The 15,415-nt window shown below is 61.8% G+C and carries 11 protein-coding genes; 9 read left to right on the plus strand and 2 right to left on the minus strand.

From position 1 onward, the window contains the following. Position 1: 1 nt before the first annotated feature. Positions 2-1,990 carry a bifunctional tRNA (5-methylaminomethyl-2-thiouridine)(34)-methyltransferase MnmD/FAD-dependent 5-carboxymethylaminomethyl-2-thiouridine(34) oxidoreductase MnmC gene (gene mnmC, locus ACM530_RS19760; protein ID WP_416362932.1) on the minus strand — a complete coding sequence of 663 codons (1,989 nt, stop codon included), beginning with the start codon at positions 1,988-1,990 and terminating at the stop codon, positions 2-4. A 155-nt stretch (positions 1,991-2,145) separates the two neighbouring features. On the opposite strand from mnmC, the gene pap reads away from it, so the two are divergent. The 3 genes from pap to ACM530_RS19775 all read left to right on the plus strand — a co-directional run bounded on the left by pap (position 2,146) and on the right by ACM530_RS19775 (position 6,339). After that, positions 2,146-3,663: a polyphosphate:AMP phosphotransferase gene (gene pap, locus ACM530_RS19765; protein WP_145158741.1), complete on the plus strand. Its 1,518-nt coding sequence runs from the start codon at positions 2,146-2,148 to the stop codon at positions 3,661-3,663. Positions 3,664-4,002: 339 nt separating this feature from the next. Then, positions 4,003-5,187, plus strand: coding sequence for a thiolase family protein (locus ACM530_RS19770; protein WP_262207924.1), 1,185 nt, complete (start codon positions 4,003-4,005; stop codon positions 5,185-5,187). Between the two features lie 195 nt (positions 5,188-5,382). After that, a complete protein-coding gene (locus tag ACM530_RS19775) occupies positions 5,383-6,339 on the plus strand; it encodes a DMT family transporter (protein WP_416362933.1) in 957 nt (318 codons plus the stop codon). 385 nt (positions 6,340-6,724) lie between these two features. On the opposite strand, the gene ACM530_RS19780 is transcribed toward ACM530_RS19775, so the two are convergent. Beyond that, positions 6,725-8,113 carry a class II fumarate hydratase gene (locus ACM530_RS19780; protein WP_416362934.1) on the minus strand — a complete coding sequence of 463 codons (1,389 nt, stop codon included), beginning with the start codon at positions 8,111-8,113 and terminating at the stop codon, positions 6,725-6,727. A gap of 193 nt (positions 8,114-8,306) precedes the next feature. On the opposite strand from ACM530_RS19780, the gene ACM530_RS19785 reads away from it, so the two are divergent. The 6 genes from ACM530_RS19785 to ACM530_RS19810 all read left to right on the plus strand — a co-directional run bounded on the left by ACM530_RS19785 (position 8,307) and on the right by ACM530_RS19810 (position 15,358). Further along, the gene (locus ACM530_RS19785; protein WP_003175221.1) at positions 8,307-8,825 is read left to right on the plus strand and encodes a DUF2059 domain-containing protein; all 519 of its coding nucleotides are present in this window, start codon (positions 8,307-8,309) and stop codon (positions 8,823-8,825) included. A gap of 6 nt (positions 8,826-8,831) precedes the next feature. Further along, positions 8,832-9,125: a BolA family protein gene (locus ACM530_RS19790; RefSeq protein ID WP_262207922.1), complete on the plus strand. Its 294-nt coding sequence runs from the start codon at positions 8,832-8,834 to the stop codon at positions 9,123-9,125. A gap of 187 nt (positions 9,126-9,312) precedes the next feature. Continuing rightward, positions 9,313-10,254: a rhodanese-related sulfurtransferase gene (locus ACM530_RS19795; protein WP_416362935.1), complete on the plus strand. Its 942-nt coding sequence runs from the start codon at positions 9,313-9,315 to the stop codon at positions 10,252-10,254. Between the two features lie 36 nt (positions 10,255-10,290). After that, complete coding sequence (locus ACM530_RS19800) at positions 10,291-10,893, plus strand: DsbA family protein (RefSeq protein ID WP_416365106.1); 603 nt, start codon at positions 10,291-10,293, stop codon at positions 10,891-10,893. Then, entirely contained in the window at positions 10,886-12,688 is a 1,803-nt protein-coding gene (locus ACM530_RS19805; RefSeq protein WP_145158731.1) for an ABC transporter ATP-binding protein, read from the plus strand. Before ACM530_RS19800 ends, ACM530_RS19805 begins: the two co-directional genes overlap by 8 nt. A 195-nt stretch (positions 12,689-12,883) precedes the next feature. Then, entirely contained in the window at positions 12,884-15,358 is a 2,475-nt protein-coding gene (locus tag ACM530_RS19810; protein WP_416362936.1) for an EAL domain-containing protein, read from the plus strand. The last annotated feature ends 57 nt before the right edge of the window (positions 15,359-15,415 follow it).

A 15,415-nucleotide genomic window follows, 5' to 3' on the forward strand; every position in this document is an offset into this window, starting at 1 on the left:
TCTAAGGCTTGCCGGCGTTGCTGCGGATCAGCGCGCGCAAGGCAAAACGGTTGGGGTGGCAAGCTTCGGCCACGCTGCTGGGCAAGGGCAATGGTTCGGCGTCCAGCCAGGCTGCCAGCAGTTCGGCACACAGCGGCGCGGTGACCAGGCCACGCGAGCCATGGCCGCTGTTGATGTAAACGCCGTCCAGCCATGGGCAGGGTGTGGGCGGCACGTGGCGAGCGTCCTTGCGCAGGACCGCGTAGGCCTGGTCGAACGCCTCGCGTTCGGCCAGCGGCCCGACAATCGGCAGGTAGTCGGGGCTGGTGCAGCGGAAGGCGGCGCGGCCTTCCAGGTGCTCGGCAGAGCAGGCATCGGCGCCGAGACGGTCGGCCAGGTCGAGGGAGATTTCCCGCAGCATCTCCAGATTACCGGCGTGCTCGGCGGCTGTGGGCGTCAGGTCGTCGCTCTTGAAGTCGAAGCTGGCGCCCAGGGTGTGTTCACCCAGGCGCGCAGGGGCGACATAGCCTTCGGCGCACACCACGGTGGCCAGCGCCTGGCTCGCCGTCGTTTCTGCCAGCCGTGTGATCTGCCCGCGAATGCGTTTGAGCGGCAGGTCGGCACTGAACGCAAACCGCTTGATCTCGGCGGCACCTGCCAGCACCACCACGCTCGCGCTCGCCAGCAGGCTGTCGCCGGCCAGGGCTTGCCATTGACCGTCAACGCGCTGCAACTCGAGGGCTTCGTGATGCGGCAGCACGTCGATCAACGGGTGCTGCGCTTGCCATTGGCATAATGCCGGCGGGTGCACCCAGCCGCCCTCGGGGTAAAACAGCCCGCCGTGTTCGAGCGCCACGCCGGCGCGCGCCTGGGCTTGAGCCTGGTCAAGCAGGTGCAGCAGGCCCGGCGCAAACGCGGCGGCCAGTTGGGCCTGGCGCTCGGCTTCCTTGGCGTTGAAGGCCAGTTGCAGCACGCCGCAACCGTCCCAATCGACGCCGCGGTGCAGGTGCTCAAGCAAGCGTCGCGTGTGGCCGAAACCGCTGAGTATCAGCTGCGAAAGCGCCGTGCCATGAGCCGAGAGCTTGAGGTAAAGCACGCCTTGCGGGTTGCCCGACGCTTCCTGTGCCAGGGCGCCGTGGCGCTCCAGCAGGCTCACGCGCCAGCCACGTGCCGCCAGGCTGGCCGCGGTGGCGCACCCGGCCAGGCCGCCGCCGATCACCAGGGCGCTGCGCTCACCAGGCACCGGCGCCGGGCGGGCGAACCACGGTTTGCTGTGGGCCGGTGGCGGCGTTTCGGCCGGCCAACCGAGGAATTCACCGCGCAGGATCTCCCACTTATGCCCGATGCCTGGCGTGCGTTTCATCTTGAACCCGGCGGCGTTGATCAGCCGGCGTACCCAGCCGGTGCTGGTAAAGGTGCTGATGGTCGAGCCGGGTGCCGCCAGGCGGGCCAGTTCGGCAAACAGTTCGGCGGTCCACATGTCGGGATTTTTTGCCGGGGCGAAGCCGTCGAGAAACCACGCATCGACCTGGGCATCCAGTTGCGGCAGCTGCTCCAGGGCATCGCCGATCAACAGGGTCAGCGTCACGCGGCCGTTATCCAGCACCAGCCGCTGGAAGCCTGGGTGGATGGCAATGTAGTGCGCCAGCAGTTGCTCGGCGAAGGGCGCAAGCTCTGGCCAGAGGGCGAGGGCGCGTTGCAGGTCGGCGTGGCTCAGCGGGTACTTTTCCACGCTGACAAAATGCAGACGCGCGCCCGCCACCGCGTGCTGTTCGAACAGCTGCCAGGCGCACAAAAAATTCAAGCCGGTGCCAAACCCCGTTTCGCCGATCACCAGCCGCCCGTTCACCGGCAGGGCGGCAAAGCGCGCCTGCAGACGGTTCTGTTCGAGGAACACGTAGCGGGTTTCTTCAAGGCCCGACTGGTCGGAAAAATACACATCGTCGAACACCCGCGAGTGCGGGCGACCTTGGTCGTCCCAGTCGAGCTGGGCGTGGGTGATGGGGGTCATGGGCGGCTCATAAAATAACAGCGGGCAACAGCAAGGCGGCCATTCTAGCTGATCAATGGGCTTTGAAATGACCCACGGCACGTTGGCGTGGAATTTCCTCCCGCGCGTTGTTGCCCAATCCGCTAGTCTTGATCCATCTTGAAACGGAGCTGCCCATGTTCGAATCCGCCGAAATCGGTCACGCCATCGACAAAGACACCTATGAGGCCGAAGTGCCGGCCCTGCGCGAAGCGTTGCTGGAAGTGCAGTACGAGCTGCAGCAGCAGAAGCGCTTCCCGGTGATTATCTTGATCAACGGCATTGAGGGCGCCGGCAAGGGCGAGACCGTCAAGCTGCTCAACGAATGGATGGACCCGCGCCTGATCGAAGTGCGCACCTTTGACCAGCAGACTGACGAAGAGCTGGCGCGCCCGCCGGCCTGGCGCTACTGGCGGCAATTGCCGGCCAAAGGCCGCATGGGCATTTTTTTCGGCAATTGGTACAGCCAGATGCTGCAAAGCCGCGTGCACGGCGAGATCAAGGACGCACGCCTGGACCAGGCCATCGCCGGTGCCGAGCGCCTCGAAAAGATGCTCTGCGACGAAGGCGCGTTGATCTTCAAGTTCTGGTTCCACCTGTCCAAGAAACAGATGAAAGCGCGGCTCAAGGCGTTGGCCGATGACCCGCTGCACAGCTGGCGTATCAGCCCGCTGGACTGGCAGCAGTCCCAGACCTACGACAAGTTTGTGCATTTTGGTGAGCGCATCCTGCGCCGCACCAGCCGCGACTATGCGCCGTGGCATGTGATCGAAGGCGTTGACGCGCACTACCGCAGCCTCACCGTGGGCAAGATCCTGCTCGAAAGCCTGCAAAATGCGCTGAAGTTGCCCAAGGGCAAGGCCAGCGGCATGAACCCGGCGCCGTTGTTGGCCTCGGTGGATCAGAAGAGCCTGCTCGACAGCCTCGACATGACTTTGAGCCTGGACAAGGACGATTACGAAGAACAGCTGATCACCGAGCAGGCGCGTTTCTCCGGCCTGATGCGTGACAAGCGCATGCGCAAGCACGCGCTGGTTACCGTGTTCGAAGGCAACGATGCGGCGGGCAAGGGCGGGGCGATCCGGCGTGTGGCGGCGGCGCTGGACCCGCGTCAGTACCACATCGTGCCGATTGCCGCGCCGAGTGAAGACGAGCGTGCCCAACCGTACCTGTGGCGGTTCTGGCAGAAGATTCCGGCGCGCGGCATGTTCACGGTGTTCGACCGCTCGTGGTACGGGCGCGTGCTGGTGGAGCGCATCGAAGGTTTCTGCACCCCGGCGGACTGGATGCGCGCCTATGGCGAGATCAATGACTTTGAAGAGCAGCTGCGCGACGCCGGTGTGATCGTGGTCAAGTTCTGGCTGGCGATTGACAAGGACACCCAGCTGGAGCGCTTTCAGGCCCGCGAGAATATCCCGTTCAAGCGCTTCAAAATCACCGAAGACGACTGGCGCAACCGCGACAAGTGGGACGCCTACCGTGCCGCCGTGGGCGATATGGTCGACCGTACCAGCACTGAAGTCTCGCCCTGGACGCTGGTGGAAGCCAACGACAAGCGCTGGGCGCGGGTCAAGGTGTTGCGCACCATCAACCGCGCGCTGGAAGAGGCGTTCGACAAAACCGACAAGCACGACAAGAAGAAAAAGAAAAAATAGCGTTGGCGGGCGCTGACCTGTGGCAGGCAGGCTTTTTGTGGTGAGCAGGCTTTTTGTGGTGAGCAGGCTTGCCCTGCGTTGGGCTGCGAAGCGGCCCCATCGTCGGTTAATGCGTTCTAAATGAAAGAGCGCGGCGTCTGGATCAGGGCCGCTTCGCGCCCCAACGCAGGGCAAGCCTGCTCGCCACAACCAGCGTGTCCGCCACAACATTCCCACTTGGCAGAACCAGCCTGCTCATTGCCATGCTTTTGTATAGGCGGGGTGAATGATCATCGCGGTGGGGAGGGCCTGGATTTATCCTCGGTTGATCTCCCAACAACGACAAGATCGAGGTAGCCCATGCGTGAAGTAGTGATCGTCGACAGTGTGCGAACCGGCCTGGCCAAATCCTTTCGTGGCAAGTTCAACCAGACCCGTCCGGACGACATGGCGGCCCATTGCGTGAATGCACTGCTGAGCCGCAATGGCATCGACCCGGCGACGGTCGAGGATTGCATCGTCGGTGCCGGTTCCAATGAAGGCGCGCAGGGCTACAACATCGGGCGCAATGTGGCAGTGCTCTCGCAATTGGGCACCGGCACGGCCGGCATGACCCTCAACCGGTTCTGCTCCTCGGGCTTGCAGGCGATCGCGATCGCGGCCAACCAGATTGCCTCGGGTTGCAGCGACATCATCGTCGCCGGTGGCGTCGAATCGATCAGCCTGACCCTCAAAAGCGTCAACACCGACAACCTGATCAACCCGCTGCTGAAAGAGCAGGTGCCGGGCATTTACTTTCCGATGGGCCAGACCGCCGAAATCGTCGCGCGTCGCTATAACGTCAGCCGCGAAGCGCAGGACCGTTACGCCTTGCAGAGCCAGCAGCGCACCGCGCAGGCCCAGGCTGACGGTTTGTTCGACGATGAAATCGTGCCGATGCCGGTCACCTACAAGGTTGAGGACAAGCACACCGGCGCGGTGCAGATCCTTGAAGGCGTGGTGGATCGCGATGACTGCAACCGCCCGGACACCACGCTGGCCAGCCTGCAAGGGCTGAACCCGGTGTTCGCCGAAGACGGTTCGGTGACGGCTGGCAACTCCTCGCAGCTTTCCGATGGCGCGTCGATGACACTGGTGATGAGCCTGGAAAAAGCCCTGGCACTGGGGCTCAAGCCCAAGGCGTTTTTCCGCGGGTTTACCGTGGCCGGTTGCGAGCCGGACGAGATGGGCATTGGCCCGGTGTTCTCGGTGCCCAAGTTGCTCAAGGCCAAGGGCTTGCAGGTGGCGGATATCGACCTGTGGGAACTCAACGAGGCGTTTGCCTCGCAGTGCCTGTATGCGCGTGACCGCCTGGAGATCGACAACGCCAAATACAACGTCAATGGCGGCTCGATTTCCATCGGGCATCCGTTCGGCATGACCGGTTCGCGACAAGTCGGGCATTTGGTGCGCGAGCTGCAACGGCGCAACCTGCGTTACGGCATCGTCACCATGTGCGTGGGCGGCGGCATGGGCGCCACCGGGCTCTTCGAAGCCGTACGCTAGATCCCACTGAAGAAACCCGGCTTAAAAATGTGGGAGCGGGCTTGCTCGCGAAAGTGGTGTATCAGTCAACACATGCAAGGCTGACCCACCGTGTTCGCGAGCAAGCCCGCTCCCACATTTGAATTGTGCCGTATCCCAATTCGTGCGCTTGCCCCTAGAATGCTGCCTCCACTTCCTCAGGCATTCGGGGCACTCATGCACATCTCTTCCGGCCGCTGGGTCTATGGCTTTGGCTTGACCCTGCTGACCGCGTTCCTGTGGGGCATCCTGCCGATCAAACTCAAACAAGTGCTGCGGGTGATGGACCCGGTCACCGTCACCTGGTTTCGCCTGGTTGTCGCCGGTAGCTGCTTGTTTATCTACTTGGCCCTCACCCAGCGCCTGCCCAGTCGCAAAGTGCTCGGCCCCAAGGGCGGTTGGCTGGTAGCCATGGCGGTGTGCGGGCTGGTGGGCAATTACGTGTTGTACCTGGTAGGCCTGAAGATGCTCAGCCCCGGCACGGCCCAGTTGGTGGTGCAGATGGGGCCGATCTTTCTGATGGTCGCCAGCGTGTTTGTGTTCAAGGAGCGTTTCAGCCTGGGGCAGGGTGTAGGCCTGGTGGTGTTGATCATCGGCTTCGGGCTGTTCTTCAACCAACGCCTGGTGGAAATGCTCATCTCCCTTGGCACCTACACCGCCGGGGTGCTGACGATTCTGCTCGCCACTACCACCTGGGTGTTTTACGCCTTGGGCCAGAAGCAGTTGCTGACGGTGTGGAATTCGCTGCAGGTGATGATGGTGATCTACCTGTCGTGCGCCGCGCTGCTCACGCCGTGGGCGCATCCGCTGGAGGCGCTGCAGTTGAGCCCGCTGCAAGGCTGGCTGTTGCTGGCGTGCTGCATGAATACGCTGGTGGCTTACGGCGCGTTTGCCGAGGCGTTGGCGCATTGGGAGGCCTCGCGGGTCAGTGCGACGTTGGCGCTGACGCCGTTGGTGACGTTTGTGGCAGTGGCGTTGGCAGCGTGGTTATGGCCGGCGTTCGTGCAGGCCGAAGAGATCAACGCCTTGGGCTATGTCGGGGCGCTGGTGGTGGTGCTGGGGTCGTCGACGGTGGCGCTGGCGCCGTCGTTGCTGGCGGGGCTCAGGGCTCGGCGGGTACGGCTGGCGTCTTGATGCCTGGCGTGGCGGCCGGGTCGTCGCCGCGGCTTTAGGGGGGGGAAACGGTGTAAATGTGGGAGCTGGCTTGCCTGCGATGGTGGCCTCTGGGGCAACCCGATCTCGCTGACGCAACATTGTTAACTGTGGGAGCGGGCTTGCTCGCGAAGGCGGCATGCCAGTTGGCTGGGATATTAGTCGGCGTATATACCCTTTGCTGCAGTAACGGCTACCTAGGGTTCCGCTCTTACAGCGGCTCACTTTTGGAAGGACCGGAATGCCGGCCCAGCCAAAAGTAAGCAAAAGGTCCTCGCCCCACCACTCGGCACCTCGCATAGGCTCAGCGTGCGGCCAGCGTGGTTAACGGGGCGCCTTAGATCAAAAGCGAATCAAAAACCTGAGGTCAGTGGCCGGCTTCGAGCATGTTTTCCGGGCGTACCCACTGGTCGAACTCTTCATCAGTCAAGAAGCCCAGCGCCAGCGCGGCTTCACGCAGTGTCAGGCCCTCGGCATACGCCTTCTTGGCGATCTGCGCCGAATTGTCGTAGCCAATGTGCGGGTTGAGGGCGGTCACCAGCATCAGGCCGCGTTCCAGGTGTTCGGCCATTTGTTCTGCATCCGGCTCAAGGCCGGCAATGCAGTGTTCCTGGAAGTTGTTGCAACCGTCGGCCAGCAGGCGGATCGACTCCAGCAGATTGTGGATGATCACCGGCTTGTACACGTTCAACTGCAAGTGCCCCTGGCTGGCGGCAATGCCGATGGTCACGTCATTGCCCAGCACCTGGCAGGCCAGCATCGACAGCGCTTCGCATTGGGTCGGGTTGACCTTGCCCGGCATGATCGAACTGCCCGGCTCGTTGGCTGGCAACTTGACCTCGGCCAACCCGGCGCGCGGGCCGGAGCCGAGCAGGCGCAGGTCGTTGGCGATTTTCATCAGCGCCACGGCCAGGGTTTTCAGCGCGCCGTGCAGGGTTACCAGCGGCTCGTGGCCGGAGAGGGCGGCGAATTTGTTCGGGGCGGTCACAAAGGGCAGCCCCGACAAGGCGGCCAACTCGGCAGCAATCGCCTCGCCAAAGCCGTGGGGCGAGTTGAGCCCGGTGCCGACGGCGGTGCCGCCCTGGGCCAGTTCGCACACCGGGGGCAGGGCGCTGCGGATCGCGCGTTCGGCGTAGTCGAGCTGGGCGATAAACGCCGAGACTTCCTGGCCAAAAGTGATCGGCGTGGCGTCCATCATGTGGGTGCGGCCGGTCTTGACCAGCTTCATGTGCCGCGCCGACAGTTCCGCCAGCCCACCCGACAGGTTGGTGATCGCCGGCAGCAGTTGCGTGTTGATCGCCTGCACCGTCGCGATGCTCATGGCGGTGGGGAAGCAGTCGTTGGAGCTTTGGGAGCGGTTGACATGATCGTTCGGGTGCACCGGGCTTTTGCCGCCGCGGGTCTGGCCCGACAGCTCGTTGGCGCGGCCGGCGATGACTTCGTTGGCGTTCATGTTGCTCTGGGTGCCGCTGCCGGTCTGCCAGACCACCAGTGGGAACTGATCGTCATGCTGACCGTCGAGCACTTCATCGGCGGCCTGTTCGATCAGGCGGGCGATATCGGCAGGCAAATCGCCGTTGCGGTCGTTGACCCGCGCCGCTGCTTTCTTGATCAGGGCCAGGGCATGCAGCACGGCCAAAGGCATGCGTTGCTCACCGATGGCGAAATTCACCAGCGAGCGTTGGGTCTGCGCGCCCCAGTAAGCGTCATCCGGGACATGCACTTCTCCCAGGCTGTCGGTTTCGATACGGCTCATCGGGCACACTCCTTCAGGTTCGTTTGCGCAGTTTAGGCCGTGATAGGCCTTGGGGGTTCCATAAAAGACTTTTCATCGCAGGCAAGTCCTGCAAATCCAGGCCGAACAAGGCCTGGGGTTGAGCCGCGAGGTTTTTTAGGCGCAGAATGGTCGCCCTTGGGGTCTTACCTCGCCTGCTAGAAAAGGAAACTCGATGACTCGTCTTCGTGCCATCTGTACCGCGGTTGCTCTGGTTTGCGCCAGCGGCCAAGTTTTTGCCGATACCGCCAGCCATAACGCCAGTGCCGAAGCCTTCCTTACCCTGGCCCACGCTGACAAGCTGGGTACCCCGGTGTACATGCAAGTGCAGCAAATGTTCGCCCAGCGTTTCGAACAGACCAAGGCGCCTGCCGCCAAGCAGTCCGTACTGGACAGCTACCAGGCCAAGGCCAACGCCGCGCTGGACCAAGCCATCGGCTGGCCGAAGCTGAAGCCGGACATGGTCAAGCTCTACACCACCAACTTCAGCGAATCCGAACTTAAGGATCTGGTTGCCTTCTACCAGTCGCCACTGGGTAAAAAAGTCCTGGAAAAAATGCCGCAACTGACCCAGCAATCGGCCCAGATGACCCAGGCCAAGCTGGAAAGCGCTGTGCCGGTAGTCAACAAGCTGTTGGAAGACATGACCAACGAGCTGGCGCCAAAAGCCGCCGCACCGGCCAAGAAGAAGTAAGCAGGAATGACCATGCAACAGCGTATCGAAACGGCGCTCGCCGCCCTGAGCCCGCAACACGTGAGCGTGCTGGACGAAAGCCATATGCACAGCCGTGGGTTGCAGACCCACTTCAAGGCCGTGCTGGTCAGCCAGCAGTTCGAGGGGCTTAACCGCGTCAAGCGCCATCAGACGGTCTACGCCACGCTGGGTGACCTGATGAGCGAGTTTCATGCGTTGGCGCTGCATACCTACACGCCTGAAGAATGGGCGAAAATCGACGCAGCCCCGGCCTCGCCGACCTGCGCCGGAGGGCATTGAAGCAGCCACAAGTTGTCAGCTGCACGCGACAAGATTAGAGCCCTCGCAGCTGCCTTCTTGCTACAATCCCCAACGCGCCGCCTAGTCGGCGCGTTTTTTTTGCTTTTACTTGCAGCTTGCGGCTAAAAACCCAGCTGCCGTTATCCGGTTCACCCCTTACGAGGGTAGCCACCTGGAGAGAACACCCATGACTCAACCGATTGTCGTGGCGGCACTGTATAAGTTCGTCACCCTCGAAGATTACGTCGCCCTGCGCGAGCCACTGCTGCAGGCGATGGTCGACAACGGCATCAAAGGCACGTTGCTGATCGCCGAAGAAGGCATCAACGGCACCGTTTCCGGCAGCCGCGAAGGCATCGATGGCCTGATGGCCTGGCTGAAGAACGACCCACGGATGGACGACATCGACCACAAAGAGTCGTACTGCGATGAGCAGCCGTTCTACCGCACCAAGGTCAAGCTCAAGAAAGAGATCGTGACCCTGGGCGTCGAAGGCGTCGACCCGAACAAAAAAGTCGGCACCTACGTCGACCCCAAAGACTGGAACGCGCTGATCAGCGACCCGGAAGTGCTGTTGATCGACACCCGTAACGATTACGAAGTGTCCATTGGCACCTTTGAAGGCGCGATTGACCCGAAAACCACCAGTTTTCGCGAATTTCCCGACTATATCAAAGCCAACTTCGACCCGGCCAAGCACAAGAAAGTCGCCATGTTCTGCACCGGCGGCATTCGCTGTGAAAAGGCTTCGAGCTACATGCTCAGCGAAGGCTTTGACGAGGTTTACCACCTCAAGGGCGGCATTCTGAAGTACCTCGAAGAGGTGCCGCAGGCGGAGACCAAATGGCAGGGCGACTGCTTTGTGTTCGACAACCGCGTGACCGTGCGCCACGACTTGAGCGAAGGCGACTACGATCAATGTCATGCCTGCCGTACACCGGTGAGCGTCGAAGACCGCGCGTCCGAGCACTATGTGGCTGGCATCAGCTGCCCGCATTGCTGGGATAAGCTGCCGGAGAAGACCCGTCGCAGCGCGATTGACCGGCAAAAGCAGATCGAGCTGGCCAAGGCCCGCAATATGCCGCATCCGATTGGCTTCAACTATAAGCAAACCCCTTCCGAGGCCTGACCCATGCCCGCGCGCTTGCTCTATGTGATGGACCCGATGTGTTCCTGGTGCTGGGGCTTTGCCCCGGTGGCCGAAGCGTTGGTCGAGCAGGCCCTGGCTGCGGGCGTTGAGCTGCACCTGGTGGTGGGTGGTTTGCGCACCGGCAGTGGCGCGGCATTGGAGCCGACCACCCGGCGCTACATCCTTGAGCACTGGCAGGCGGTCACCGAAGCCACCGGTCAGCCGTTCACGCGTGAAGGCGCGTTGCCCGATGGTTTTGTCTATGACACCGAGCCCGCGTGCCGCGCCATCGTCACGGCGCGCAGCCTGGCGCCGGATTGCGCGTGGAAGCTGCTGGGGCTGATCCAGCGCGCGTTTTACGTCGAGGGCCGCGATGTGACCCTGGCCAGCGTGCTGGTCGAACTGGCCGAGGAGGCGGGCATCCCGCGTATCGAGTTTGCCGGCGCGTTCGACCGCGCCGAGCAGCACGCCGCGACGGCCGCTGATTTCACCTGGGTACAGGATCTGGGCATTGCCGGTTTCCCGACCTTGCTGGCGGAGCGTAACGGTCAGCTGGCCTTGTTGACCAACGGCTACCAGCCGCTGTCCGAACTGTCGCCATTGCTCGCCCGCTGGTTGGAGCGAGCCACCTGTGCATGACCAGCCCGACCGGACCGACCGACTGACCTGGGCGGAAATTCGCCGTCTGGCCCTGCGCCACAAAAAATCGCTGTGGATTGCCAATGGCGTCGCTGTGCTGGCGACGTTGTGCAGCGTGCCGATTCCCTTGCTGTTGCCTCTGCTGGTCGACGAAGTGTTGCTGGGCCGTGGCGATGCAGCGCTCAAGGTGATGAACAACGCGTTGCCCCTGGGCTGGCAGAAGGCTGCCGGTTATATCGGCCTGATGTTGTTGGTGACACTGTGCCTGCGTTGCGGCGCACTGGTGTTCAACGTGGTGCAGGCGCGCCTGTTTGCGCGGCTGGCGAAGGACATTGTCTATCGCATTCGCGTGCGCCTGATCGAGCGGCTCAAGCGTATTTCCCTTGGCGAATACGAAAGCCTGGGCAGCGGCACGGTCACCACGCACCTCGTCACCGACCTGGATACGCTGGACAAATTTGTCGGCGAGACCCTCAGCCGCTTCCTGGTGGCCATGCTCACGCTGGTCGGCACGTCGGCGATTCTGGTGTGGATGCACTGGCAGCTGGCGCTGCTGATCCTGCTGTTCAATCCGCTGGTGATCTACGCCACGGTACAGCTGGGCAAACGCGTCAAACACTTGAAGAAGCTTGAAAACGACAGCACCTCGCGCTTCACCCAGGCGCTGACCGAAACCCTCGACGCGATTCAGGAAGTGCGTGCGGGCAACCGCCAGGGCTTTTTCCTCGGGCGCCTCGGCCAGCGCGCCCAGGAAGTGCGCGACTACGCGATCCACTCCCAATGGAAAACCGACGCCTCCAGCCGTGCCAGTGGCTTGTTGTTTCAGTTTGGCATCGACATCTTCCGCGCAGCGGCGATGCTCACCGTGCTGTTTTCCGACCTGTCCATCGGCCAGATGCTCGCGGTGTTCAGCTACCTGTGGTTCATGATCGGGCCGGTGGAGCAACTGTTGAACCTGCAATACGCTTACTACGCGGCGGGCGGGGCGCTGACGCGGATCAACGAGCTGCTGGCGCGCGCCGACGAGCCGCAGTATGCCGGCGGCGCAGACCCGTTCACCGGGCGTGAGACCGTCGGCATCGAGGTGCGCGGCCTGGATTTCGGCTACGGCGACGAACTGGTGCTCGACCAGTTGAACCTGGCCATTGCGCCGGGTGAGAAGGTCGCGATTGTCGGCGCCAGTGGCGGCGGCAAAAGTACCCTGGTACAACTGCTGCTGGGGCTGTATACGCCGCAAGCCGGCAGCATTCGCTTCGGCGGGGCCACCCAGCAGGAAATCGGGCTTGCGACCATCCGCGAAAACGTCGCCGTGGTGCTGCAACACCCGGCGTTGTTCAACGACACCGTGCGTGCCAACCTGACCATGGGGCGCACCCGCAGCGACCAGGCCTGTTGGCAGGCACTGGAAATCGCCCAGTTGGATGCTACCGTCAAGGCACTGCCGTTGGGGCTGGACAGCGTAGTGGGGCGCTCCGGCGTACGCTTTTCCGGCGGTCAGCGTCAACGCCTGGCCATTGCGCGAATGGTGTTGGCCGAGCCCAAAGTGGTGATTCTGGATGAGGCCACGTCCGCCCTGGACGCCGCCACCGAGTACAACCTGCACCAGGCGCTGGCGCGGTTTCTCAGTGGGCGTACTACACTGATCATCGCGCACCGGCTTTCAGCGGTGAAACAGGCTGACCGGGTACTGGTGTTTGATGGTGGGCACATCGCCGAGGATGGCGATCATCAGCAGTTGATCGCTGACGGTGGCCTGTACGCCAAGCTCTACGGACATTTGCAGCAAGTTAGGTGATGTTGGGTTTGCAATGATTGACCCTGGCAGGCACAAGAGTCTCCCCAGGAAATAGCGGCTTTCCTGCGCCGTTCAAGGTTCAGGCGCTGAATCGAGCCGGCGCCCTTGAGCGGATCGAGCGAATTTAGCCAAGATTGTGCTGTCAGGAGCGTTAATCACTCGCCTGTTTTTGGTAGTGCTTGTGCAAGGGACCTCATGAAGCAAAAGCGCACTCTCGGAACGACGTTAAGTACGCCTCGGTTGTTGGGCATCGTCTGGCCGTTTATCGCGGTGGTACTGTTCCAGGCATTGCTGGGTTGCGTCAGCCTTTACATGCTCTCGGCGGTACGCGGGTATGTGGCCGGTGAAAGCCTGTGGTCCAAGGGCCAGAAAGATGCGATCTACTACCTGACCCTTTACGCCGACAACCGCGATCCGGCCACTTACCTCAAATACCAGCAAGCCATCTCAGTGCCCCAAGGCGGGCATGAATTGCGCATTGCCCTCGACCGGCCCACCCCCGACCTGACGGCCGCGCGCCTGGGTATCCTCAAGGGCGGCAACCACCCTGATGACGTTTCCAGCCTGATCTGGCTGTACCTCAACTTCCGCCATTTCAGTTATCTGGAAAAGGCCATCGAGCTGTGGACCGTGGGCGACGGTTACCTGGTGCAACTGGATGACCTGGCGCGCGCCATGCATCGGGCGATCAGCGCTGACCAGGCCAGCAGCACCGACGTGCACGCCTGGAAAACGCGCATCACCGCCATCAACGACGGCGTTACGCCGGCTGCCAAGGCCTTCAGTGATGCTCTGGGCGAGGGCTCGCGGGTCATCCTGCGTCTGCTGTTGATCACTAACCTGGCCACCGCACTGGGCCTGATCGTGCTGGCCCTGCTGCGCACCCACAAGTTGCTGACCCAGCGCCATGCCTTCGCCGACGCGCTGCAGGTGGAGAAGGAGCGAGCGCAGATCACTCTTGAGTCGATCGGCGACGGCGTGATCACCACCGACGTCGACGGTGCCATTGCCTACATGAACCCTGCGGCGGAGGCACTGACTCACTGGCGCTCGGCGCAGGCCCAAGGGCTGCCCCTGGCGGCGCTGTTCAAGCTGCTGGACGAGAACGCCGAGCCGGACGGTTTTACGCTGCTGGAGCACATTATCAAGGGCCAGCTCAGTGGTGGCAGCGAACATTCGAAGCTGATCCAGCGCCTGGACGGCAGTACCGTGTCAGTGACGTTGGTGGGCGCGCCGATTCGCAGTGCAGGCAAGGTCAGCGGCGCGGTGCTGGTGCTGCACGACATGACTCAGGAGCGTCAATACATTGCCAACCTCTCCTGGCAAGCGACCCACGATGCGTTGACCGGCCTGGCCAACCGCCGCGAATTCGAGTATCTCCTTGAGCAAGTGCTGCACCCTGCGGGGCGCCAACAAAGCGGACGGCATGCGCTGATGTTCCTCGACCTTGACCAGTTCAAACTGGTCAACGACACCTGCGGTCATGCAGCGGGGGACGAATTGCTGCGCCACATCTGCGCACTGCTGCAATCGGACCTGCGTGAGGGCGACACGCTGGCGCGGCTGGGCGGGGACGAGTTTGGCATTCTGCTGGAGAACTGCCCGGTACCTGTGGCGGAAAAGATCGCCGAGAGCCTGCGCCATACCGTGCAAAGCCTGCATTTTGTGTGGAAGGGGCGGCCCTTCATGACCACCGTCAGTATTGGCCTGGTGCACATTTCGCAAACCCCGACCACGCTGGAAGCCTCGTTACGAGCCGCCGACATGGCGTGCTACATGGCCAAGGAAAAGGGCCGCAACCGTGTGCAGGTCTACCACGCGGATGACTCGGAGTTGTCTGTGCGTTTTGGCGAGATGGCTTGGGTGCAGCGCCTGCACATGGCGTTAGAGGAAAATCGTTTTTGCCTCTACGCCCAGGAAATCTCCCCGCTGGGCCAAACCGATGGCGGCAATGGCCATATTGAAATCCTGCTGCGCCTGCACGACGAGGCAGGCCGGATCATCCTTCCCGACAGTTTTATCCCGGCCGCCGAACGTTACGGTTTAATGACTTCGCTGGACCGCTGGGTGGTGGAGAACGTATTCAAGATCATCGCCCGTTGCATGCACGAGCGTGCGGGCCGACCTATGGCCATGTGTGCGATAAATCTGTCAGGGATAACTATTGGAGATGACGATTTTCTTGGGTTTTTACGTGAGAAATTCGAGGCTTACAGCATTCCGCCTGAAATGATTTGTTTTGAAATAACCGAAACCAGCGCTATAGCGAATTTGGGCAGTGCAATTCGCTTTATTAATGAACTCAAAGCCTTAGGTTGCCATTTTTCGCTCGACGATTTTTGCGCCGGAATGTCCTCATTCGCCTATCTGAAACATTTACCTGTAGACTTCCTGAAGATCGATGGAAGTTTCGTAAAGGATATGCTGGACGACCCGATTAACCGCGCTATGGTCGAAGTGATCAACCACATCGGCCATGTCATGGGTAAGCGCACAATTGCCGAGTTTGTTGAAACACCGCAAATCGAACAGGCGTTACTGGAGATAGGTGTGGATTACGCTCAGGGCTACCTGATTGAACGCCCGCAATTGTTTACCTTTGACAGCTTGCAGTGTCGACCTGTGCGGCCGCAGCCTCTGTTATTCAAGGCGCCCGGCACATTCCGCTGAAACTTTGCTGGTCTGTACAATCACACTTAAAAAGGAGCCTTACAGTGATCGACACAT

The organism is Pseudomonas sp. NFX183 (assembly GCF_047943075.1).
Taxonomy (GTDB): Bacteria; Pseudomonadota; Gammaproteobacteria; order Pseudomonadales; family Pseudomonadaceae; genus Aquipseudomonas.